The following is a 16,867-nucleotide window of genomic DNA, read 5'->3' on the forward strand; positions in this document are numbered from 1 at the left end:
CACGATTACACATCTGAAACTTTCGCCGAAGCAGTTTCATCGTTCCTGCCTGACGACGAAGCTGTCAGTAAATCTGATGTCCAAAACATCATCTATGGCCGCAGGTATCCGAGCGCCAACGTAATCCGAGCAATAGAGCTCTCGCTGGCCGGCATTCCGATCGACGTTCTGCTGCAGCCTTCGCTGCTCATCAACCGCGTTAGAGACCTCCGTTTGGAGTGCGAGTCATGAGCGCCCCGGCCGTGGAGCCAACCGCGCCAATTCCCGACGAATTCGTCGATTGGTTCGTTTCTTTCTTGCGAGTGGGGGAGGTGGACAGTGCCGAACAGTAACGAGTTGACCGCTGAAATCATCGGTGCCGACATTTCGTCAGATCACGAGGTTGAGTGGGGCGTCGTGCTCTGTCTCGCGCTTGAGATCGCGACCTCAGCAGTTTTCGTTGGAGGCGCTCGTGAATGAGTTGCGCTACCTTCCCCTGCGTGCAGGAACCAACATTCCAGCGGTAAGGAACTGGCCGGGGCTAGCCTCTGCGGACCCTGCTGTCCTTGAACGCTGGCGTGAAGAGTTTCCTCGCTGCAACTGGGGAGTTCTGACAGGCCACGGCATCGGAGTACTCGACATCGATACGAAGGGTGACGCTTACGGCTTTGGAGGTTTTGACAGTCTCATCCGGATAACCGAACTCTTGTCTCTCGACCTTTCGAACCTGCCGTTGGTCGAAACCTACTCTGGAGCACACCTCTACTTCGCGTACGAAGGTAGCCTGCCCAGTAAAGTCCCTTGGCTGCCTCACCTAGACGTCAAGGCTGATGGTGGGCACCAAGTCGCAGGACCAGGAACTATCCGCGACGGCGACCACGGAGAGCGCACCTACAGGCTCACTCGTGGCTCGCTGAACGAGATTCCTCTAGCGCCTAAAGCTCTGCTGACTGCGATTCGAGGCTGGCGAGTGCCGGCTCTATCAAGTGGAAGTGCTGGGGGAGGGACTGCTGTCGAGCTGCCGAAAGTTGATTGGCTGCGCGAACATGGCTTCCGGCTTGGTCAACGAGACAACGGCTTCAATGCCCTTGTCTGGAAGCTGACTCGCACCCACTACCCGCACATGGACCTTGTGCATCGGATCTCTTACGAGGTGTGGCTACAGACCGACAACCCACCCGGTGACCCGTTCCCGTGGGCGAAGGTCGAGCAACAGATCGAGCGCGCCAAGAACAGTATCGGTCCGGAGATAGAAACCCAGCTCAACTGGGCAAAGCGCATTGGAGGGGACCATGAGTGAGTCCAAGCTGCGAACTACCGATATAGCCAACGGCATTCGTTTTCGCGAGCTGATGCGCGATCGTGTGCTCTACGACCCTGACACCGACATTTGGTTCCTTTGGGATACGCGACGTTGGATGCGTGTATCTGGACGCTCTGACGCACGCGTTCGCGAACTCGCCAAGGAAGTCGTTTTCACTATTGACGACGAGGTGGCGCGGGAACAGAACGAGTCCATTCGCGACTCTCTCAGAGACTGGGCTAAACAGAGTCAATCGAGTGCTCGAATCAGCGCGATGTTGTCGGCCGCAAAAGCCGAGCGCGAACTCTGGGTCTCGGCCTCCGAGTTCGACACAATCCCGTATCTGCTGAACGCCACCAACGGCACTGTCGATCTCCGCACGTCCACGCTCAGCCCGGCTGATCCGAAACAGAAAATCACGCGACTCGTTCCGTACCCATATGAACCACAGGAGAAGGCGCCACGATTCGAGGCACTGCTCAATCGGATGGTTGCGTGCGATGCGACTGGTCGAACGGGAGCTTTCATGCGAAAGGCGATTGGGTACTCGATGCTTGGTCGAAACCCGGAGCAAGTCGCGTTCTTGATCGAGGGCGAAACGAACACCGGCAAATCGCAGGTGCTCGAAACGGTCGCTGCTGTCCTTGGGTCGGAGTACGCGACCTCCACGATCAAACCGGAAGTGATCGCGAAGTCGCAGTATGGGCCGCACACGACAGCACTCGACAAGCTGGCTGGGAAACACTTCACTGCGATCACCGAAGCGGCTCAAGGCCTCGATGTCGACGAGTACGCCATCAAGTCGCTGACTGGTTCAGGATCGGCATCCATGCGCGCGCTGTGGTCTAACGAGCGCGACGTTCCTGTCACGTGGACTCTCTTCGTTGCAGTGAACGAAGACAGCGTGAACATCGAACGATGGGAACCGGCAATTGCACGACGGCTGATCGTGATCAAGTCAGGACCCACTGTTCCGGTAGAAGAACGGATTCTCGGTCTCAAAGAACACATCGTAGAGAACGAAGCTAGGGGAGTTCTAGCGGTGCTGATTCGTGGAGCGAGGGAGTACCACCAAGACCTGGCCGCCATGAGTAAGGTTTTCACCTTGGAGCATGTTCCGGCCGCAGTTCGTAACGCCATGCTTGAGGCTGAACGGCGCTATGACCACGTGGCAGCGTTCGTTAGAGACTGGTGCGAGTTCGACGAGAACGCCTACACGCCAACCAGCGACGTGAGCGCGAAGTACCACAGCCTTCGACCTAACGCACCTAAGAAGGGGCCGGGTACTCTCTCGTCGCAAGCTCTCTTTAGGCGAATCGAGAGCGTTGCTAAGGGGATGGGTCACGGCAACGTTCGTCGCGACGGTCGCTATCTAGTGGGGTTGCGACTTCGTGAATCTAGCCTGTCGGATCACTTCAATCTGGCATACGGCGTCTAAATCACGCATTTGAGGGATATAGGGGCGTCTGTTCCTTGCGGACTTGCAAGAAATGGGCTCCCCTATATTTCTATTATTTAGCCCCAATAAAAATAAACAGAAACTATAGGGGTCCTGTTTTCTGTAAATCTGCAAGGCTCAATTCAGCTTACGAATTCCAGCACCTACGGAAGGTGGAGGCCTAGACGCGACTCTAGGGGAGGGTTTGCCTAGCTTTCCCATCCTTGGAGTTGGGATAAAAAATCTACCTTCGATGTCCAGCTGAATGCGCTCTAGCTGATGCTGAGTCACGCGCTGAGATGGTTGCTCGTACGTTTGGTATTGATCGATCAACGTGCCCTTAGGTAACGCTGTCGTCGCGCTGGCGAATAGGTGGCATCAGCTCTCCAATGCCTTAGAGAAAGACCTGATCAGAGGCTTGTAAAGCAATCGTTGGAATGGTTTACATTGGGTCGCCCTCCTAGTTGAATTGTTGTAACAGGTTCGAACATATGTACGAATCTCAACGACGCAACGAAGGAACGATCGTGGCCTACTCTGCTGCATATATCTCGCGTATTGCCGAAGACCTCAACATCACCGAAGCCGAGGCTGTTCTCTGGCTCGACTCTGAGTCTGACGACAACGACGTAGAGGCAGAGTTCGCTCGTCGTTTCTAGTGCGTCTCGACAGAAGGAACGATTCCATGGCTCAAGATCTTTACTGGAAGCGCTACGACCACACGCTGGCTCTCATTCGCACTGACAAGCCGACCACCTTTGCCGGGGTCAAGCTCATACTCGACACGTTTACTCAACGGTCGAGTGGAGACGCATTTTTCCCTGACGGTGCCGACGACGACCTTGCAAGCGCACTTAGCGATGCCGAGTGGTCAATCAAGTTCTCAGACGGTGACTACGTGTACACCGCAAAGCACCCAGCAACCGGAGCTGTTCTGCAGTACGTCGAGGGTGACATCTACTGCCTGCTCGAAGGCACGGTCGCGCCGTGAGCGCTCAGTGGACTCAGACCTCTTCGACTACAGCGATGAGCGCAACGGTGCTGACCGTATTCCCCATCACGGTTACAGGCACGCTTGACGAGACCATGCTCACGATACGGACTATCGGCAAGGCGTCGAGCTTTGAGTTGAGGTCGGCAATCGCTTCATCGCGGCTGATACCGAAGGCTTGGACGATGTGCTGTTTCTCGATCAAAGGCATAACTGAAGGTAGCGCAGCATGAAGGTGATCGGCTATCTCCGTGTCTCCACCGCAGACCAGGAGTACGGCATTGGTGCACAACGAGCTGCGATCAGTCTCGAAGCGACTCGGAGGGGTTGGGACGTAATCTGGCTCGAAGACTCCGGACGTTCCGGAAAGTCTCTCGACCGTCCGGCAGTTCGCGAAGCTCTCAGAATCCTGAAACGAGGCGACGCTATTGCCCTTGTCGTGTCGAAGCTCGACAGACTCACTAGGTCCGTCCATGACTTCTCGGGAATCCTGACGACCGCAAGCAACGAGGGCTGGGGTTTGATCATGCTCGACTTGGGAGTCGACACTACGAATCCGGCTGGCAAGTTGGTTGCGAACGTGGTCGCCGCAGTCGCTGAGTGGGAGCGTGACATGATCGCGCTCCGAACTCGCGAGGGTCTCGCGGCTGCCAAAGCCAAGGGCGTTCGACTCGGTGCACCTTCGCGGCAAGACCCGGTGACTGTCGCACGCATCCAGACACTGCGCAACGAGGGTCGCACCTATCGAGCAATCGCCGACGTGCTCAACGATTGCCGAGTGCCGCTACCTGCTGGAGGCAGTAAATGGCATCCTGCAAGCGTCAGGAACATCGCCAACGCACGCAGGTAGCCAAAACGGGGGAGTGCGGGATCTCTCCATCGCTGCCAATATGAGAACAACTCGCGGTGTTCATCAAGGGAGAAACATGCCAACTGAGATTCCGTACATGCTCAGCGTCACTAACTTGCCAGCAATTCTCGAAAAGATTCGCGCGGCTGGAACTCCTCCAAGGTTTACGCATGATTTTCTGAAGTCAACGCTTGGCTTCACCGCTTCCCAAGATCGACCGATAATCAAGATATTGAGGGCGCTCGGCTTCTTGAGCGCAGACGGTGCGCCGACCGCTCGCTATAACGAATTCAAGGGCGAGCGATCTGGGGCAGTGTTAGCGATGGGCCTAAGAGAAGGCTGGCCGGATCTTTTCATGGCCGACCAAAAGATCTATGAAAAGACAACCTCTCAAATCATGGGCGTCGTAAAGACAGTCTCAGGGGCGAGTGAATCAGTAGCACAGAAAATGGCGTCGACCTTTAGATCTCTCTGCGACAAGGCGGACTGGTCAGGAAACGGTGCCGAGCGGGATGCATCTCTAATCGACAGTTCGGTCCCAGAAACCGATGACAGCAGTGAGTCCCCGGAGCGCGAGCCGAGCAATGTCTCGGGAGCGAAGATCTCCGGCACCGGACTTTTCCAACTGCACCATGATGTTCATATTCATCTCCCGCCAACGACTGACGTGAGCGTCTATAGGGCTATTTTCCAAGCCATCAAAGCGGAGCTGATGTGACCGAGTCGTCGCTCCGTGAATGGTTGTTCGCTGGGCTAACAGTCGAAGACGCACTGAACGACCTTGAGTCGGAAGGCACTGCGGTCCGGGCGTCGACTGACCCTCAAGCGCTTCAGCGGGTGATGCCTCTTGAAGACTACTCATCCGAAATCAGGGCGTCCGCGATGCGTGCCCTCCCCGCGTACCTCGCGTTTTTCGTATTTGAGAACTCTGTCAGAGAAGTCGTAAGCGAGCGTTTGGCAGAGCGTTTGGGGGCCGACTGGTGGGATAAAGCTGCAACTTCGTCCATAACGAGGGATGTCCAGACGCGTCAAGCGGCGGAAGGAAAATCACGATGGCACATGCGCCGGGGGGCGAGCGAGATCTACTACACAAACTTCGGTGATCTAGCGTCTCTTATCCGCAAAAACTGGGTTGAGTTCGAAGATCTCTTTCCTGACATCAACTGGGTAACGAGCCGCTTTGATGACTTAGAGAAGAGCCGCAACATCGTGGCCCATAACAACCTGCTTGAGCCTCATGAAATCGCTCGAATTGCTCTCTACTTGCGAGACTGGACCCGGCAGGTTGGTTAGTTCACGAACCTCGAAGCTGAGCCTTAACTCGTAGAACAAGTTGGTCGTATGGCTGTCCGGCAGTTGGCGCACCACCATGCGCCGACGCGCGCCTCCATAGGTTCGAGACAGCTCGGGCAGTTGGGCGCTGCAAGATCATCCAGAGCGTCCGGGCCTACGAAGCGATCGACCATGGAGCTAGCGTAAGTTGCTCAGCGTCAACGAGGCGGTAACCCGTGAAACCCGTGGTCGATTGATCGACAAAGGTTACGAGCCCGAACTAGTTGAGGCTTCTGCTGACGATATGGTTGCGCAGTGACCGAAGAATCTGCAAAACCCAATTCAGAGCGCGGTATGTTCCGAGATATCGTCGTTGCCATCATTGCCTTCGTGGCCGGCACCGCAATAATTGGGTTTATCAACTGGCTGTCGAAGTCAGACCTGCCTTTCTGGGTGTACTTGCTCGGCGGTTTCTTGGTGGTAATATTGCCGACCATTTTTCTTCCCCGGTGGCGAAAAGCGATATGGGTGAACATCGGAAAGTGGCGGCCCTTAACGACTGAAGGCAAGTTGCACGCCGCGCACGCTGCTGGTCTATCCCAAGCTGAGCAAGCATATGAGCGTGCGAGGTCTCGGCCATCGATTCGAGCCCAGTGGAAAATACTGCTGGACCCGGTGGGCCGCCGCAATGAGTGGACTATCACCAATGTCGCGCTGGGGAGCGTCGCAAAGAATGTGGCGGTCCACGTCTCCCCTTCAGACCTGCGGGTAGACTCTGCACTCGACTGGCCGGAGATCGTCGCAGGAGAATTCGAAACTTTCGTCGCGACCCCCGCGAGCGATGACTTCGACGGAGATTTTACCTTCGGGATCTCATGGGAAAATGAGCACGGAGTGGCCTTAGAAGTGCACCGGGTCACGTGGGCTTACGATGGGGTCTTCTAAACGGATTCCCACTTCCAACGGATCTCGATGCGAGATCCTGCTGCCTCCTTCAAGATCGACCATCTAGCTGACTCGTAGTCTTCGAGAGATTCGTTTTTGAACTTCGGCCGCGTACGTTTCGCACCAGCGGGATAAGGCTGGACCTCAACGCGAGAGATGAACCCGAGTAGCGCAGCTCGGCGACGCCCGGCAGTCCAGGCTCGCCAGTCGATGCCGCTCTCAGCGTCGAAGTCTCCGACTGATATCGGCAGCCTGAGAAGCGAATCGTATTCCTTACTTATGTTCTCGATTAGGGCATCAATGCGTTGCACTTCTGCAAGCGCCTTGCGCTCGTCCATAATCCCTTTCACATACGCATTTTGAGCACGTTCCTTCTCGAACCGTAGATCGCGACGTTGCTGCTCCAAATGATCGAGTCGTTGGTCTGTCTCTGGGTCCTGTTCGCCCATGCGTTGCAGGAACCTTGGCGACGCTTTGAGCTTCGCGATCAACGCCTCGAACACGACTTCTTCAAGCGGATCATGGGAGATTGAAACGCGGCCAGTGTCTTCGAGAACAGTGGTGAGTTCGCCATTGCGTAGGCGTTCGCGCTCAACACGAGGGTGCTTGTCAGATGGGCCGTGCACGCGAGCTAGGCAGGCAAGAGTCGTGGTCCTTGAACCACCAGATACCTTGCCGTGTGTAATCAGCGCTTTTCCGCAGACTCCACAGACTGAGAGCCCACCACCCATAGCGTACTTCTTCGACTTCAAACCGGGGGAGTGGACGACCTTGCGAGAAGGGTCAGTGAGTAGAGCTGTCATCCGGTCGAAGGTTCGCTTCTCGATGATCGAATCCCAACCGACGACCCCAGCCTTAGTTTCACCAAGCATCGAGCGATTGAGCATAATCGAACGCAGATTAGCTTGTCTCCAGTGCTTGCCTGCGCGAGTAGTGAAGCCGTTATTGTTCCAGTCCGTCACTATGCTGTGCATCGACTCTCGGTCTTCCAACACCCGACGTGCGACCTCGTGAACTCGCAGAACTTCGTCTGGGTTCGGTATCAGCCGGCTCTCTCCCGGCACGGTTTGGAACCCATAGGGCACGGTTCCACCGTGCCACTGACCTTTTTCTCTACGGCTTTGTTTGGAACGCTTCTGGCGAGAGCTTGCTCGTTCAGCCTCACCCTTTGCGACCGCGACCTTTACGCGCGCGTAGAGTCGTCCACCGTCGTTCCCGAGATCGGCCTCTCCGTTCGCTGTCACGACCGTGACCTGGCGAGTCTCCGCGGCGTCGATCCAGTCTTCGAGCTGTCGCGGCTGACGAGTCAACCTGTCGAGATCCCAACAGACAATGTTCGCGAACTGGCCTAGTCCGAAGTCTTGAACCATGCGGTCATACTCGGGACGCTTGACGAGCTTGTCAGCCGCTGACAGATTGCGATCGACGTACTCTCGAACAACGGTCCAACCGCGTTCGAGAGCGAGCTTTCGCGAGTCTTCGAGTTGCGTGTCGATACCAACCTTTTTGCCGTCTCGATCTACGGAGAGGCGCGCGTAGATGGCTGCAGTGGCTTCCATGTTCAACTTTCCGATTGGTTCTCCTATTCAATTGTAAAACTAATCTCTCGACGAAGCGCCCGAGTTTGCCCCGGCAGCGTTGGACGCGCTTCGGCAACCGCTCGAATCGGGGGTCATCAGCATCCATCGGGCCAATGCCATTGCCCACTTCCCCGGCCGCTTCCAGCTCGTGATGGCGGCCAACCCCTGCCCCTGCGGGCAGTGGGGTGCGCGCGACAGCGAATGCACGTGCCCGCCGAACAGTCGTCGCCGATACCTTGCCCGCCTGTCGGGTCCGCTTCTCGATCGCATCGACATTCAGTTCCGGGTTGAGCGAATCACCAGTGCTCAGCTGCGGCTAGCGGGAGAGCGGCCGTCTCTCTCGACGGCGGATGCTCGAGCCCGCGTCACAGTGGCCCGCCAGCGTGCAGCCGCTCGCCTCGAGACCACGCCGTGGCGGCTCAACTCGCACGTGCCGGGCTCCTATTTGCGCGGTCGCGAATTGCGACTGGCTCCCAAGGTCACAGCAGGGCTTGACCGTGCTCTTGAACGTGGAGGCATCACTATGCGCGGCTATGACCGTGTTCTGCGCGTCGCCTGGTCACTCGCTGACCTCGCCGACGTTTCCCGACCCGACGACACCCACGTCGGGCAAGCGCTTTACCTCAGAAAGGCCATGGCACAGTGAGCATGTTTGGACTCAAAGAATCAGAAGTTGCGACCCTCGTGAAAGCGGTCAGCGTCGACGGCGGTGTCGATCTCGATCGTGACGCGATCGAAGAAGGTTTCGCGCGAGCAACGTGGAGTGGCCTTGCGGAACCCGGCGATCGTCTTGCGGGTCGCGCCATTCAGCAACTCGGCGCTGTACGAGCGCTCGCCGGCGTTGTCGAACGGTGGGAACCAGAACGCTTTGCTGCCGCTCTGTCAACGGGTGGCGACACTGTGGCTGACGACGACATGGCCCAAGCAATCGAGCGATGGATGCCACGGCTCAAGTCGAACACCGCGCTCATCGCTCTGCGGCAGGCCGCCCGTTTCGGCGCACGCCTGCTCACGCCCGAAGACACCCTGTGGCCGTCGCGGCTCAACGATCTCGACTGGCACGCGCCCTCGGCGCTCTGGGTGCGCGGAACCGACGAAGCTCTCGCCGGAATCGATCGCGGCATCGCCCTCGTCGGAGCCCGCGCCGCCACCGGCTATGGCGAGCACATCACGATGGAAGCTTCCGCCGGTCTCGTCGATCGTGGCTACACGATCGTGTCCGGTGCCGCCTACGGAATCGACGGCATGGCCCACCGCGCTGCTCTCGCCAGCCAAGGACTCACTGTCGCCTTTCTCGCCGGGGGAGTAGACCGCTTTTACCCGAGCGGTCACGACGCGCTCCTCGGCCGCATCGTCGAAAACGGTGTGGTGATCTCGGAGTTGCCGTGCGGCTCACCACCCACCAAGTGGAGATTTTTGCAGCGCAACAGGCTCATAGCTGCAGCGAGCATGGCGACGGTCGTTCTTGAGGCGGGCTGGCGTTCGGGGTCGCTCAACACGGCAGGTCATGCCGCTGCCCTTGGGCGCCCGCTCGGCGCAGTGCCCGGGCCGGTCACGAGCGCTGCCTCAGCAGGCTGCCACCGCCTCATCCGTGACTACGACGCCGTGTGCGTCACCAACCCCGACCAAATGGCTGAGCTCGCACCCTTCGAGCAAGCGCTCCTGCCGGTCGACGAGGCGACAGACTCCGGGGGTACTACAAGAACGCAGAGTGAGCATCCGGATGCTGGCAGCCCAGCCAACACCGAGACCACTCGCCTTCTCGACGCCCTCAGCGCTCGCAGCGCCCGCACCACCGATGACATTGCCGCGCGCAGCGGCCTCGCGATCTCTACGGTCCGCGCCCAGCTCGGGCTGCTCGAACTCGACGGTCGCGTCACCGAGACGGAGCGCGGGTGGAAACGCGCAGCGAAGAGCCGCGGCTAGCGGCGCTGAGTTACGCGGTAACCGCGCAGCCCAGCACCGAGCCAACTGACTTACTCTGCCGGCGCTACAGCCCCGGTCGATTCGGCGGGCGCACGCCCCTCGAGGATGTCGACGAGCGTTGCATTCCATTCGATCCGGTTCTCGATGAACGCCACGTGTCCGCTGTTTTCGAAATACGTCAACGTCGAGGTGGGGATCAAGCGGTGCGCTTCTTCGCTCCACCGCGGGTCCCAAATAGCGTCGTGCCGCCCCGAGAAAATGTGCACCGGAGTCTGCACCGAAGGGAGCACTCCACGCAGATCGTTGTCGAGCAGAGCCTGGAAGCTCGATACGCCAACGAATGCCGGAACCTTCCAACCTGTCTGAACGAACCAATCCCGAGTCGCCGTGAGATCAGTGCGGTGGAAGTTGTTTCCGTAAAGACCAGCGATGGTTTCGATGGGAGCGATCTTGATGGCATCCACAAGCCCCTGAACTTCGCCCTCGGGCGTGCCGTAGGGGGCATCCTCCGTGCCAGAGAATCGCGGGCCACTTCCAGTGACAACCACACGCGCAAGCTTTTCAGGATGCTCATGAGCAAATTTGAGCGCAATATGCCCGCCCATCGACCATCCGACGAGGGTTACGCGCTCGAGGCCTAGTTCAGAAACGAGGACATTGAGATCACGAACGAAGAGATCGTAGTTGTAGTCTCCCCACGGTTTGTCAGAGCTGCCGTGTCCGCGGAGATCCACAGTGATGCAACGGTACGACGGGGCGAGATCTAAGACCTGCAGGTCCCACGCATCTCCACTACCTCCCCAGCCGTGAACGAAAACGATTACTTCACCGGTTCCACGGTCTTCGTAATGCATGGTGATTCCGGGCTCAACCTCGATGTCGGGCATGATTATTTCCTTTCTTAGTGCAGCTGATTGGTGATAAAAACGGTGATCAGATCGGCGATGAGCTGTGGCTGCTCCAGCTGGAGCAAATGCCCCGCCTCCGAGATTTCGTGATACCCGGCTTGAGGCAGCTGACGGGCCAAGTGTCGTCCGTTGGCAACCGGCACAATGCGGTCGGCAGCGCCGTGAATAATCACCGTGGGAGAAACGAAGTCACACGGAGATCCGGTCGCCATGAACTGTTGCGCAGCATTGAACTGCCTCTGCCACACCGACGCACTGGTTGGGTGCACGGCTCGCTCGCTCAGGATTCTCTCGAACTCGTCAGGATGCTGGTCGGGCCAGTCTTCGCTGAACGACAGCGGCATGGTGCGCCTGGCGTACTCGGCGGGCGCGAGTCCGCGGGCGCTAGCCCACGCATCCACCGTCGATTCAGGAACCGGATCAGCGCCAGGGCCCCCGCAACTGGTACTGACGAGAACCAGACCGCGGACGAGATCCGGGCGAGACCGTGCAAGAGTCTGGGCGATGTAGCCCCCCATGGAATGGCCGACGATGATGAGCGGTCCGCCCAGAGACTCCACTGCCAGAGCAGCATCGGCTGCGAGGTCCGCGATTGATGTCGACGCCTCAGTGTCCTCAGAGACGCCCGTGCCGCGATTATCGAGACTCCAGAGCCCGAAGTCCTGGCCCAAAGCGGCCCGCAATCGCTGGGCTTCCCAGCTCGCGTACCCGAGCCCGTGGATAATGAGAATTCTCGGTGTCCCGGTGCCTTCGAGGTGAAGTTTCACATCGTCGGCGGTCTGTACCGAACGCGTGAGCAAGCTCACGGTCACACGCTCACTTCGGGAAACTCGATTATCTGCCGCACAGCATCGCCGTTCGCGAGAGTCTCGAATCCTTCATTAATATCTTTCAATTCGATGCGAGCGGTGATGAGGTTCTCAATAGGAAGCAGTCCCTGACGCCACAGATTTTCGTAGTAGGGAATGTCGCGTGACGGCACCGCTGAACCGAGGTAGCTGCCGACGATCTCGCGAGCTTCCGCTACGAGTTGCAGTGGTGAGATGCGCACTTCCGCTTCGGGCCCGGGCAGGCCGACGCTCACAGTGCGTCCACCGGGTGCGGTGAGCGCGACAGCGGTTTCGAACGCTCGCGCGACGCCCGCGCACTCAATGACGACGTCTGCGGTGAAACCAGCATCGACAGCTTGTTCGGGGGTGAACGTTACGGAAGCACCGAGTTCCAGGCCCAAGCCGAGCTTGCCCACATTCGCATCGATGCCAACGACCGTCACCTCAGGAACGGATGCGGCAACCAGCAGCGCAGCCATGCCGACGCCGCCAAGCCCGACGACAGCGACGGTCTGTCCGGCAGTCGGCCGACCAGCATTGAGCACAGCGCCGCCTCCCGTAAGCACGGCGCAGCCCAAGACGGCCGCAATATCCGGGGGCACATCCGCTCCGACAGCGACGAGTGATCGCGCATCCATGACCGCATAAGTGGCGAATGCTGACACGCCAAGGTGATGAGCGACGGACTCATCGCCGGCGTGCAAGCGCCTGCCTCCGTCAAGAAGGGTTCCTTCGCCGTTCGCGTGTGACCCAGGCGTGCAGGGAAGGCGACCGCCGGTCTGACAAGCCGCGCACGTGCCGCAGCGGGGGAGGAATGCGGCAACAACACGTTGTCCGATAGAGAGGCCGGCGACAGCGGAACCGATTTCTTCGACGATCCCTGCGGCTTCGTGCCCCAGCAGTATAGGCAATGGCCGAAGGCGGGAGCCGTTGACGACGGAAAGGTCAGAGTGACAGATCCCTGCCGCTTCTATCCGGACCAGAACTTCGTGAGGGCCAGGGGGATCCAATTCGAGCTGCTCGATCGTGAGAGGGCTCGACGTTGAGTAGGGGCGAAGAGCATCGGATGTTCTCAACACTGCACCGAGGATTCTCATTTACCGGGTTCTCCCTTGAACATGTAGCAATTGTGCTGCCCTCGCCTGTGGCCTTCTATGTACTCAGAACACAAGTTGATGAAATAATATGTAAATGGCTCCACAAATTGGTTCGGAAGCTCCCTTGCTGCGAGAAGTGGCGGAAGACATTTCTGCGCTTCATGACCCTGACTTGATTCTCACGGGACTTGTTCGACGGGTGCGTTCTGCGGTTGGCTGCGAACTCGCGTATCTCAGCTTGAACGAGAGCGCGACCCGCACTACTGAGATTCAGTTCTCCGATGGCATCCTGACGCCTGAATACGCTGCGATCCGTATGCCCATCGGCACGGGAGTGCTCGGGATGGCGGCGGCCGGCTTCATGACCGAGTCTGCCGATTATTTGCGCGATGTTTCAAGGCTGCACATCGAGTCAGTGGATGAGGCCGTGACATCCGAAGGTGTGCGGGCAATCTTGAGTACGCCGCTTCGTGCCGGCGGTGATGTGGTCGGTGCGCTCACCGTCGCGAATCGTACCGCTGGAGCCTTCACGCAACGTCAAAAAGAGACCCTTGTCGAGGCCGCACTGATCGGCTCGATCGCGGTCGACGTTTATAACCTTCGGAGGCGGCTGAAAACCCAGGCCGAAGTATCGAAGCGCGAGATTGACAATCTCATGTCGAGCTCTGAAGTCGAGGCCATCCAACTTCGGGCATCCGATCAGTTCTCGGCGGCGCTCGCTGCTGGCCAGGGCACGGTTGAGCTGCTCGAGATCGCGTCAACGGCGGTGAGAGGGCGCGTCACGATTGGCGACAGCGACGAAGGTTCCAGCCCGGCTGATAGTGCTAATTCGATCCCTCTCGATGCGGGAGGCGTAATCCAGGTGTCCGATGCTGATCCGCGGCTTGTTCAGGCGCTCGCACCGACCATGGCAACGTTTATCTCGATCGCGCTGTTGTACGAACGAGCGATCGAGGATGCGCGGCACTTCAGGGAATCCGAAGTGGTCGAACGTGTGATCGAACCAGCTCGTGACGGTTCTGGGCCTTCTGTGCGTTTAGGGCTGCAGGGAACAGGGAGTGTGGAGGTCACGGTCGTCGAGATCGAAGACCCGAATGCGCGTCGCGCGGCACTGGCATCGCTGCGCAAAGGTATGGGAAGGGATGCGATCGCGGCCGAGCGGCGGGGATCGATCATTGTCATCGTTCGTAGTTTTCCGTCGATCGCGGAACACCTGTCCGAATGCATCGGTTCGTTCATCTATTTCGGGGGAATCGCAGCGGCGGTATCCGAAGCTGAGATTCCTACCGCGTACGCCGAGGCCGCGCGCTTGGCCAGATCAATGCGCGCTTTGCATCGGCCACGAGAACTGGCGGCAAAAGCATCTCTTGGTGTGGTCGCGTTTGCAGTCGAAGGCTCAGGAGACTCTGCGGAACTCTACGTCGCTGCTCAGTTGGGGCCGCTAATGGGTGGCACGTCCCGGGACCAGCGCTTGTTGGAAACCGCCTTGCGCTATCTCGACAGTCAGGGTTCCGTATCCGGCGTCGCTTCGAGTCTTTCTATTCACGAGAACACCGTGCGCCAAAGGCTGGAGAGGCTCGATCAGTTGCTCCCCGGATGGCGTGAAGGGTCTCGAAGTCTGGATGTGCACATCGCGTTGCGGACGCACGCAGTGTTGGAAGCCGAATAAGGCGCTGTCCGCGAAGTGGGTATCGGGGGCCCGAGCACCCCCATCACACGCCCAAGCCACCCCAAGCATGCTGCCGAACGAAAAGAATAAGAATGGTATTCGGCGAAGCAGCACAAGGGGCGAAAGCTGTGAATGTCGCGCACGCCACGCAAGACTCCTGTGCACACGTGAGAATTGTGCGGCATCGCTGCGTTCTGATCAGTAATCATTAGATTTCATTACGCTTTATGTGTGACATTTTGGATTGTTACTAATCCTTATCTCTGCGAGGGTAGACAGGCTTAACCCACGCACATGCATGAGAAAGGCAACACTGTGAACGATCTAACCTTCCAAATTATTGCGATGGTCATTTATATGGCCGCGATGCTTGGCATTGGATGGTGGGCGTACAAGCGAACCACTGACCTCGACGACTACATGCTCGCTGGCCGCAAGCTCAGCCCCGGCGTCGCAGCCCTCAGCGCCGGCGCATCCGACATGTCCGGCTGGCTACTCCTCGGACTCCCGGGAGCGTTCTACGTCGGCGGCCTCGTCGAAGGCTGGATCGCCATCGGCCTCACGATCGGCGCTTGGCTCAACTGGAAGTTTGTCGCACCGCGCTTGCGCGCATATACCGAAGTTTCCAAAAACTCGATTACGGTGCCGAGCTTCTTCGAGAATCGCCTTCGCGATAAGTCTCACATTCTGCGCGTGACCGCCGGTGTCATCATCCTCGTGTTCTTCACTTTCTACGTTTCCTCCGGCATGGTCGCTGGCGGAAAGTTCTTCGAGAGCGCATTCAACTCTGAATACCTCATCGGCATGCTCCTCGTGGGTGGTGTCACTGTGCTGTACACCCTCTTTGGAGGCTTCATCGGCGCGACGTACACCGACGTGGTGCAGGGAATCATGATCTTCCTCGCCCTGATTTTTGTTCCCATCATCGGTATCTCGCAGGTCGGTGGCGTTGACGGCGCCATGGAATCGATCCGTGCGGTGAGTAGCGAAGAAGTCGACATGCTCAACCTCTTCGGTGGTTCTGCTATCGCTGCGATCTCTGCTGCCGCTTGGGGACTCGGTTATTTCGGTCAGCCGCACATTCTCGTGCGCTTCATGGCGCTTCGCTCGCCGGGAGACGCTGTAGCCGGTCGCCGTATCGGAATCAGCTGGATGGTTATTTCTGTTCTTGGTGCCATGGCATCCGCCCTCATCGGTGTCGCGTACTTCCAGCAGAACCCGGATCTCACGCTCGACGACCCGGAAAAGGTGTTCCTTGAGTTGTCTCAGGTCTTCTTCCACCCGTTGATTGCTGGCTTCGTTCTTGCCGCGGTGCTTGCTGCTGTGATGAGTACGATTTCTTCCCAGCTGATCGTGTCATCTTCGGCTCTCGTCGAAGACCTCTTCAAGATCGTTGCCAAGAAGGAAGCGACGCCCAAGGCTCAGGTCGTTCTTGGACGCATGGGTGTCTTGGTGGTCTCGATCATCGCCATCCTGCTCGCGCTGAACCCTGAATCATCGGTACTCGAACTGGTGTCGTATGCATGGGCCGGTTTCGGTGCAGCGTTCGGCCCGATCGTGCTTCTGTCTCTCTTCTGGCGCAAACTCACGGCGCCGGGAGCGATCGCCGGCATGATCGCGGGTGCCGTCACTGTGGTTATCTGGGGCAACGTCGACGCGCTCTCGGGAGTTATGTACGAAATCGTGCCCGGTTTCGCGCTCAACCTGATCGTCGCTGTAGTCGTGAGCTTGCTCACCTTCAAGCACAGCGACAACATCGTTACCGAGTTCGACTCTGCAGTCGAGGGTGTTCGCACCGGAACGGTCACGTTGCCCGTCTTCGACAAGGAGGACTAAAGCGGTGGCCTAGCGGCCCACGCTAGCTAGGTCGACAACATGAAATGCCCGCTCCCACAATTGTGGGAGCGGGCATTTTTCGTTAACGCTGCCGGAGTGACCCTCAGTCCGGGTCCGGGCGGATCGCGTGCGACGAGATCAGATCCCCACCGTCGGAGCTTCGTCAGGCTCAGTGCTCGGCCTGCAGGAGCGCGTCCCGCAAATTTCCAAGAATTCACGGCGGATGACAGGGGCGCGCCCTAG

General features: G+C 58.5%; 17 protein-coding genes and 1 pseudogene. 13 read left to right on the plus strand and 5 right to left on the minus strand.

What is annotated here, in order from left to right:
* Positions 1-318: 318 nt before the first annotated feature.
* The 5 genes from I6E74_RS06235 to I6E74_RS06255 all read left to right on the plus strand — a co-directional run bounded on the left by I6E74_RS06235 (position 319) and on the right by I6E74_RS06255 (position 3,711).
* Positions 319-459, plus strand: coding sequence for a hypothetical protein (locus I6E74_RS06235; protein WP_197124030.1), 141 nt, complete (start codon positions 319-321; stop codon positions 457-459).
* Positions 452-1,279, plus strand: a complete 828-nt coding sequence (locus I6E74_RS06240) for a bifunctional DNA primase/polymerase (protein ID WP_197124032.1) — start codon at positions 452-454, stop codon at positions 1,277-1,279. Before I6E74_RS06235 ends, I6E74_RS06240 begins: the two co-directional genes overlap by 8 nt.
* Complete coding sequence (locus I6E74_RS06245) at positions 1,272-2,720, plus strand: phage/plasmid primase, P4 family (protein WP_197124034.1); 1,449 nt, start codon at positions 1,272-1,274, stop codon at positions 2,718-2,720. The genes I6E74_RS06240 and I6E74_RS06245 overlap by 8 nt, the downstream gene beginning before the upstream one ends.
* Before the next feature lie 491 nt (positions 2,721-3,211).
* Positions 3,212-3,379 (plus strand): hypothetical protein, encoded by a 168-nt coding sequence (locus tag I6E74_RS06250; RefSeq protein WP_197124036.1) that lies wholly within the window; start codon positions 3,212-3,214, stop codon positions 3,377-3,379.
* A 26-nt stretch (positions 3,380-3,405) separates the two neighbouring features.
* On the plus strand, positions 3,406-3,711 hold the full coding sequence (locus I6E74_RS06255) for a hypothetical protein (RefSeq protein ID WP_197124038.1): 306 nt from the start codon (positions 3,406-3,408) through the stop codon (positions 3,709-3,711).
* A 13-nt stretch (positions 3,712-3,724) separates the two neighbouring features.
* Here the strand turns inward: I6E74_RS06255 and I6E74_RS06260 are convergent, their stop codons facing one another.
* Positions 3,725-3,922, minus strand: a complete 198-nt coding sequence (locus I6E74_RS06260) for a hypothetical protein (RefSeq protein WP_197124040.1) — start codon at positions 3,920-3,922, stop codon at positions 3,725-3,727.
* A gap of 18 nt (positions 3,923-3,940) precedes the next feature.
* On the opposite strand from I6E74_RS06260, the gene I6E74_RS06265 reads away from it, so the two are divergent.
* The 4 genes from I6E74_RS06265 to I6E74_RS06280 all read left to right on the plus strand — a co-directional run bounded on the left by I6E74_RS06265 (position 3,941) and on the right by I6E74_RS06280 (position 6,778).
* Positions 3,941-4,561, plus strand: coding sequence for a recombinase family protein (locus I6E74_RS06265; protein ID WP_197124042.1), 621 nt, complete (start codon positions 3,941-3,943; stop codon positions 4,559-4,561).
* 76 nt (positions 4,562-4,637) lie between these two features.
* On the plus strand, positions 4,638-5,279 hold the full coding sequence (locus tag I6E74_RS06270; RefSeq protein ID WP_197124044.1) for a DUF5343 domain-containing protein: 642 nt from the start codon (positions 4,638-4,640) through the stop codon (positions 5,277-5,279).
* On the plus strand, positions 5,276-5,854 hold the full coding sequence (locus I6E74_RS06275) for a Swt1 family HEPN domain-containing protein (protein ID WP_197124046.1): 579 nt from the start codon (positions 5,276-5,278) through the stop codon (positions 5,852-5,854). Before I6E74_RS06270 ends, I6E74_RS06275 begins: the two co-directional genes overlap by 4 nt.
* Before the next feature lie 294 nt (positions 5,855-6,148).
* Positions 6,149-6,778: a hypothetical protein gene (locus tag I6E74_RS06280; RefSeq protein WP_197124048.1), complete on the plus strand. Its 630-nt coding sequence runs from the start codon at positions 6,149-6,151 to the stop codon at positions 6,776-6,778.
* Here I6E74_RS06280 and I6E74_RS06285 read toward each other — a convergent pair.
* Entirely contained in the window at positions 6,775-8,337 is a 1,563-nt protein-coding gene (locus tag I6E74_RS06285) for a recombinase family protein (RefSeq protein WP_197124050.1), read from the minus strand. The two genes, I6E74_RS06280 and I6E74_RS06285, sit on opposite strands and share 4 nt — an antisense overlap.
* Positions 8,338-8,395: 58 nt before the next feature.
* Here I6E74_RS06285 and I6E74_RS14815 point away from each other — a divergent pair.
* Both I6E74_RS14815 and dprA read left to right on the plus strand, forming a co-directional pair.
* Positions 8,396-9,004, plus strand: a pseudogene (locus tag I6E74_RS14815) (ATP-binding protein); the annotation flags it as partial.
* A 2-nt stretch (positions 9,005-9,006) separates the two neighbouring features.
* Entirely contained in the window at positions 9,007-10,284 is a 1,278-nt protein-coding gene (dprA, locus tag I6E74_RS06295) for a DNA-processing protein DprA (protein ID WP_231604898.1), read from the plus strand.
* Between the two features lie 50 nt (positions 10,285-10,334).
* Here the strand turns inward: dprA and I6E74_RS06300 are convergent, their stop codons facing one another.
* Genes I6E74_RS06300 through I6E74_RS06310 form a run of 3 tightly spaced genes read right to left on the minus strand, consistent with a single transcriptional unit; the run spans position 10,335 to position 13,119 of the window.
* Complete coding sequence (locus I6E74_RS06300; protein WP_197124054.1) at positions 10,335-11,171, minus strand: alpha/beta fold hydrolase; 837 nt, start codon at positions 11,169-11,171, stop codon at positions 10,335-10,337.
* A 14-nt stretch (positions 11,172-11,185) separates the two neighbouring features.
* Positions 11,186-11,998 (minus strand): alpha/beta fold hydrolase, encoded by an 813-nt coding sequence (locus I6E74_RS06305; protein ID WP_197124056.1) that lies wholly within the window; start codon positions 11,996-11,998, stop codon positions 11,186-11,188.
* 2 nt (positions 11,999-12,000) lie between these two features.
* On the minus strand, positions 12,001-13,119 hold the full coding sequence (locus I6E74_RS06310) for an alcohol dehydrogenase catalytic domain-containing protein (protein ID WP_197124058.1): 1,119 nt from the start codon (positions 13,117-13,119) through the stop codon (positions 12,001-12,003).
* Positions 13,120-13,213: 94 nt separating this feature from the next.
* Here I6E74_RS06310 and I6E74_RS06315 point away from each other — a divergent pair, with 94 nt between their 5' ends.
* Both I6E74_RS06315 and putP read left to right on the plus strand, forming a co-directional pair.
* The gene (locus I6E74_RS06315; RefSeq protein ID WP_197124060.1) at positions 13,214-14,788 is read left to right on the plus strand and encodes a helix-turn-helix domain-containing protein; all 1,575 of its coding nucleotides are present in this window, start codon (positions 13,214-13,216) and stop codon (positions 14,786-14,788) included.
* A gap of 315 nt (positions 14,789-15,103) precedes the next feature.
* Entirely contained in the window at positions 15,104-16,624 is a 1,521-nt protein-coding gene (gene putP / locus I6E74_RS06320; RefSeq protein WP_197124062.1) for a sodium/proline symporter PutP, read from the plus strand.
* Positions 16,625-16,867 lie beyond the last annotated feature (243 nt).

The organism is Salinibacterium sp. SWN139, from assembly GCF_015864625.1.
Classification (GTDB): Bacteria; Actinomycetota; Actinomycetes; order Actinomycetales; family Microbacteriaceae; genus Rhodoglobus.

Excerpts from the sequence above, each read along its gene's own strand:
- dprA (WP_231604898.1), top strand. The coding sequence starts at position 9,007 with ATGTTTGGACTCAAAGAATCAGAAGTTGCGACCCTCGTGAAAGCGGTC.
- I6E74_RS06260 (WP_197124040.1), bottom strand. The coding sequence starts at position 3,922 with ATGCCTTTGATCGAGAAACAGCACATCGTCCAAGCCTTCGGTATCAGC.
- I6E74_RS06255 (WP_197124038.1), top strand. The coding sequence starts at position 3,406 with ATGGCTCAAGATCTTTACTGGAAGCGCTACGACCACACGCTGGCTCTC.
- I6E74_RS06270 (WP_197124044.1), top strand. The coding sequence starts at position 4,638 with ATGCCAACTGAGATTCCGTACATGCTCAGCGTCACTAACTTGCCAGCA.
- I6E74_RS06265 (WP_197124042.1), top strand. The coding sequence starts at position 3,941 with ATGAAGGTGATCGGCTATCTCCGTGTCTCCACCGCAGACCAGGAGTAC.
- I6E74_RS06285 (WP_197124050.1), bottom strand. The coding sequence starts at position 8,337 with ATGGAAGCCACTGCAGCCATCTACGCGCGCCTCTCCGTAGATCGAGAC.
- I6E74_RS06245 (WP_197124034.1), top strand. The coding sequence starts at position 1,272 with ATGAGTGAGTCCAAGCTGCGAACTACCGATATAGCCAACGGCATTCGT.
- I6E74_RS06310 (WP_197124058.1), bottom strand. The coding sequence starts at position 13,119 with ATGAGAATCCTCGGTGCAGTGTTGAGAACATCCGATGCTCTTCGCCCC.
- I6E74_RS06250 (WP_197124036.1), top strand. The coding sequence starts at position 3,212 with ATGTACGAATCTCAACGACGCAACGAAGGAACGATCGTGGCCTACTCT.
- I6E74_RS06300 (WP_197124054.1), bottom strand. The coding sequence starts at position 11,171 with ATGCCCGACATCGAGGTTGAGCCCGGAATCACCATGCATTACGAAGAC.
- I6E74_RS06315 (WP_197124060.1), top strand. The coding sequence starts at position 13,214 with ATGGCTCCACAAATTGGTTCGGAAGCTCCCTTGCTGCGAGAAGTGGCG.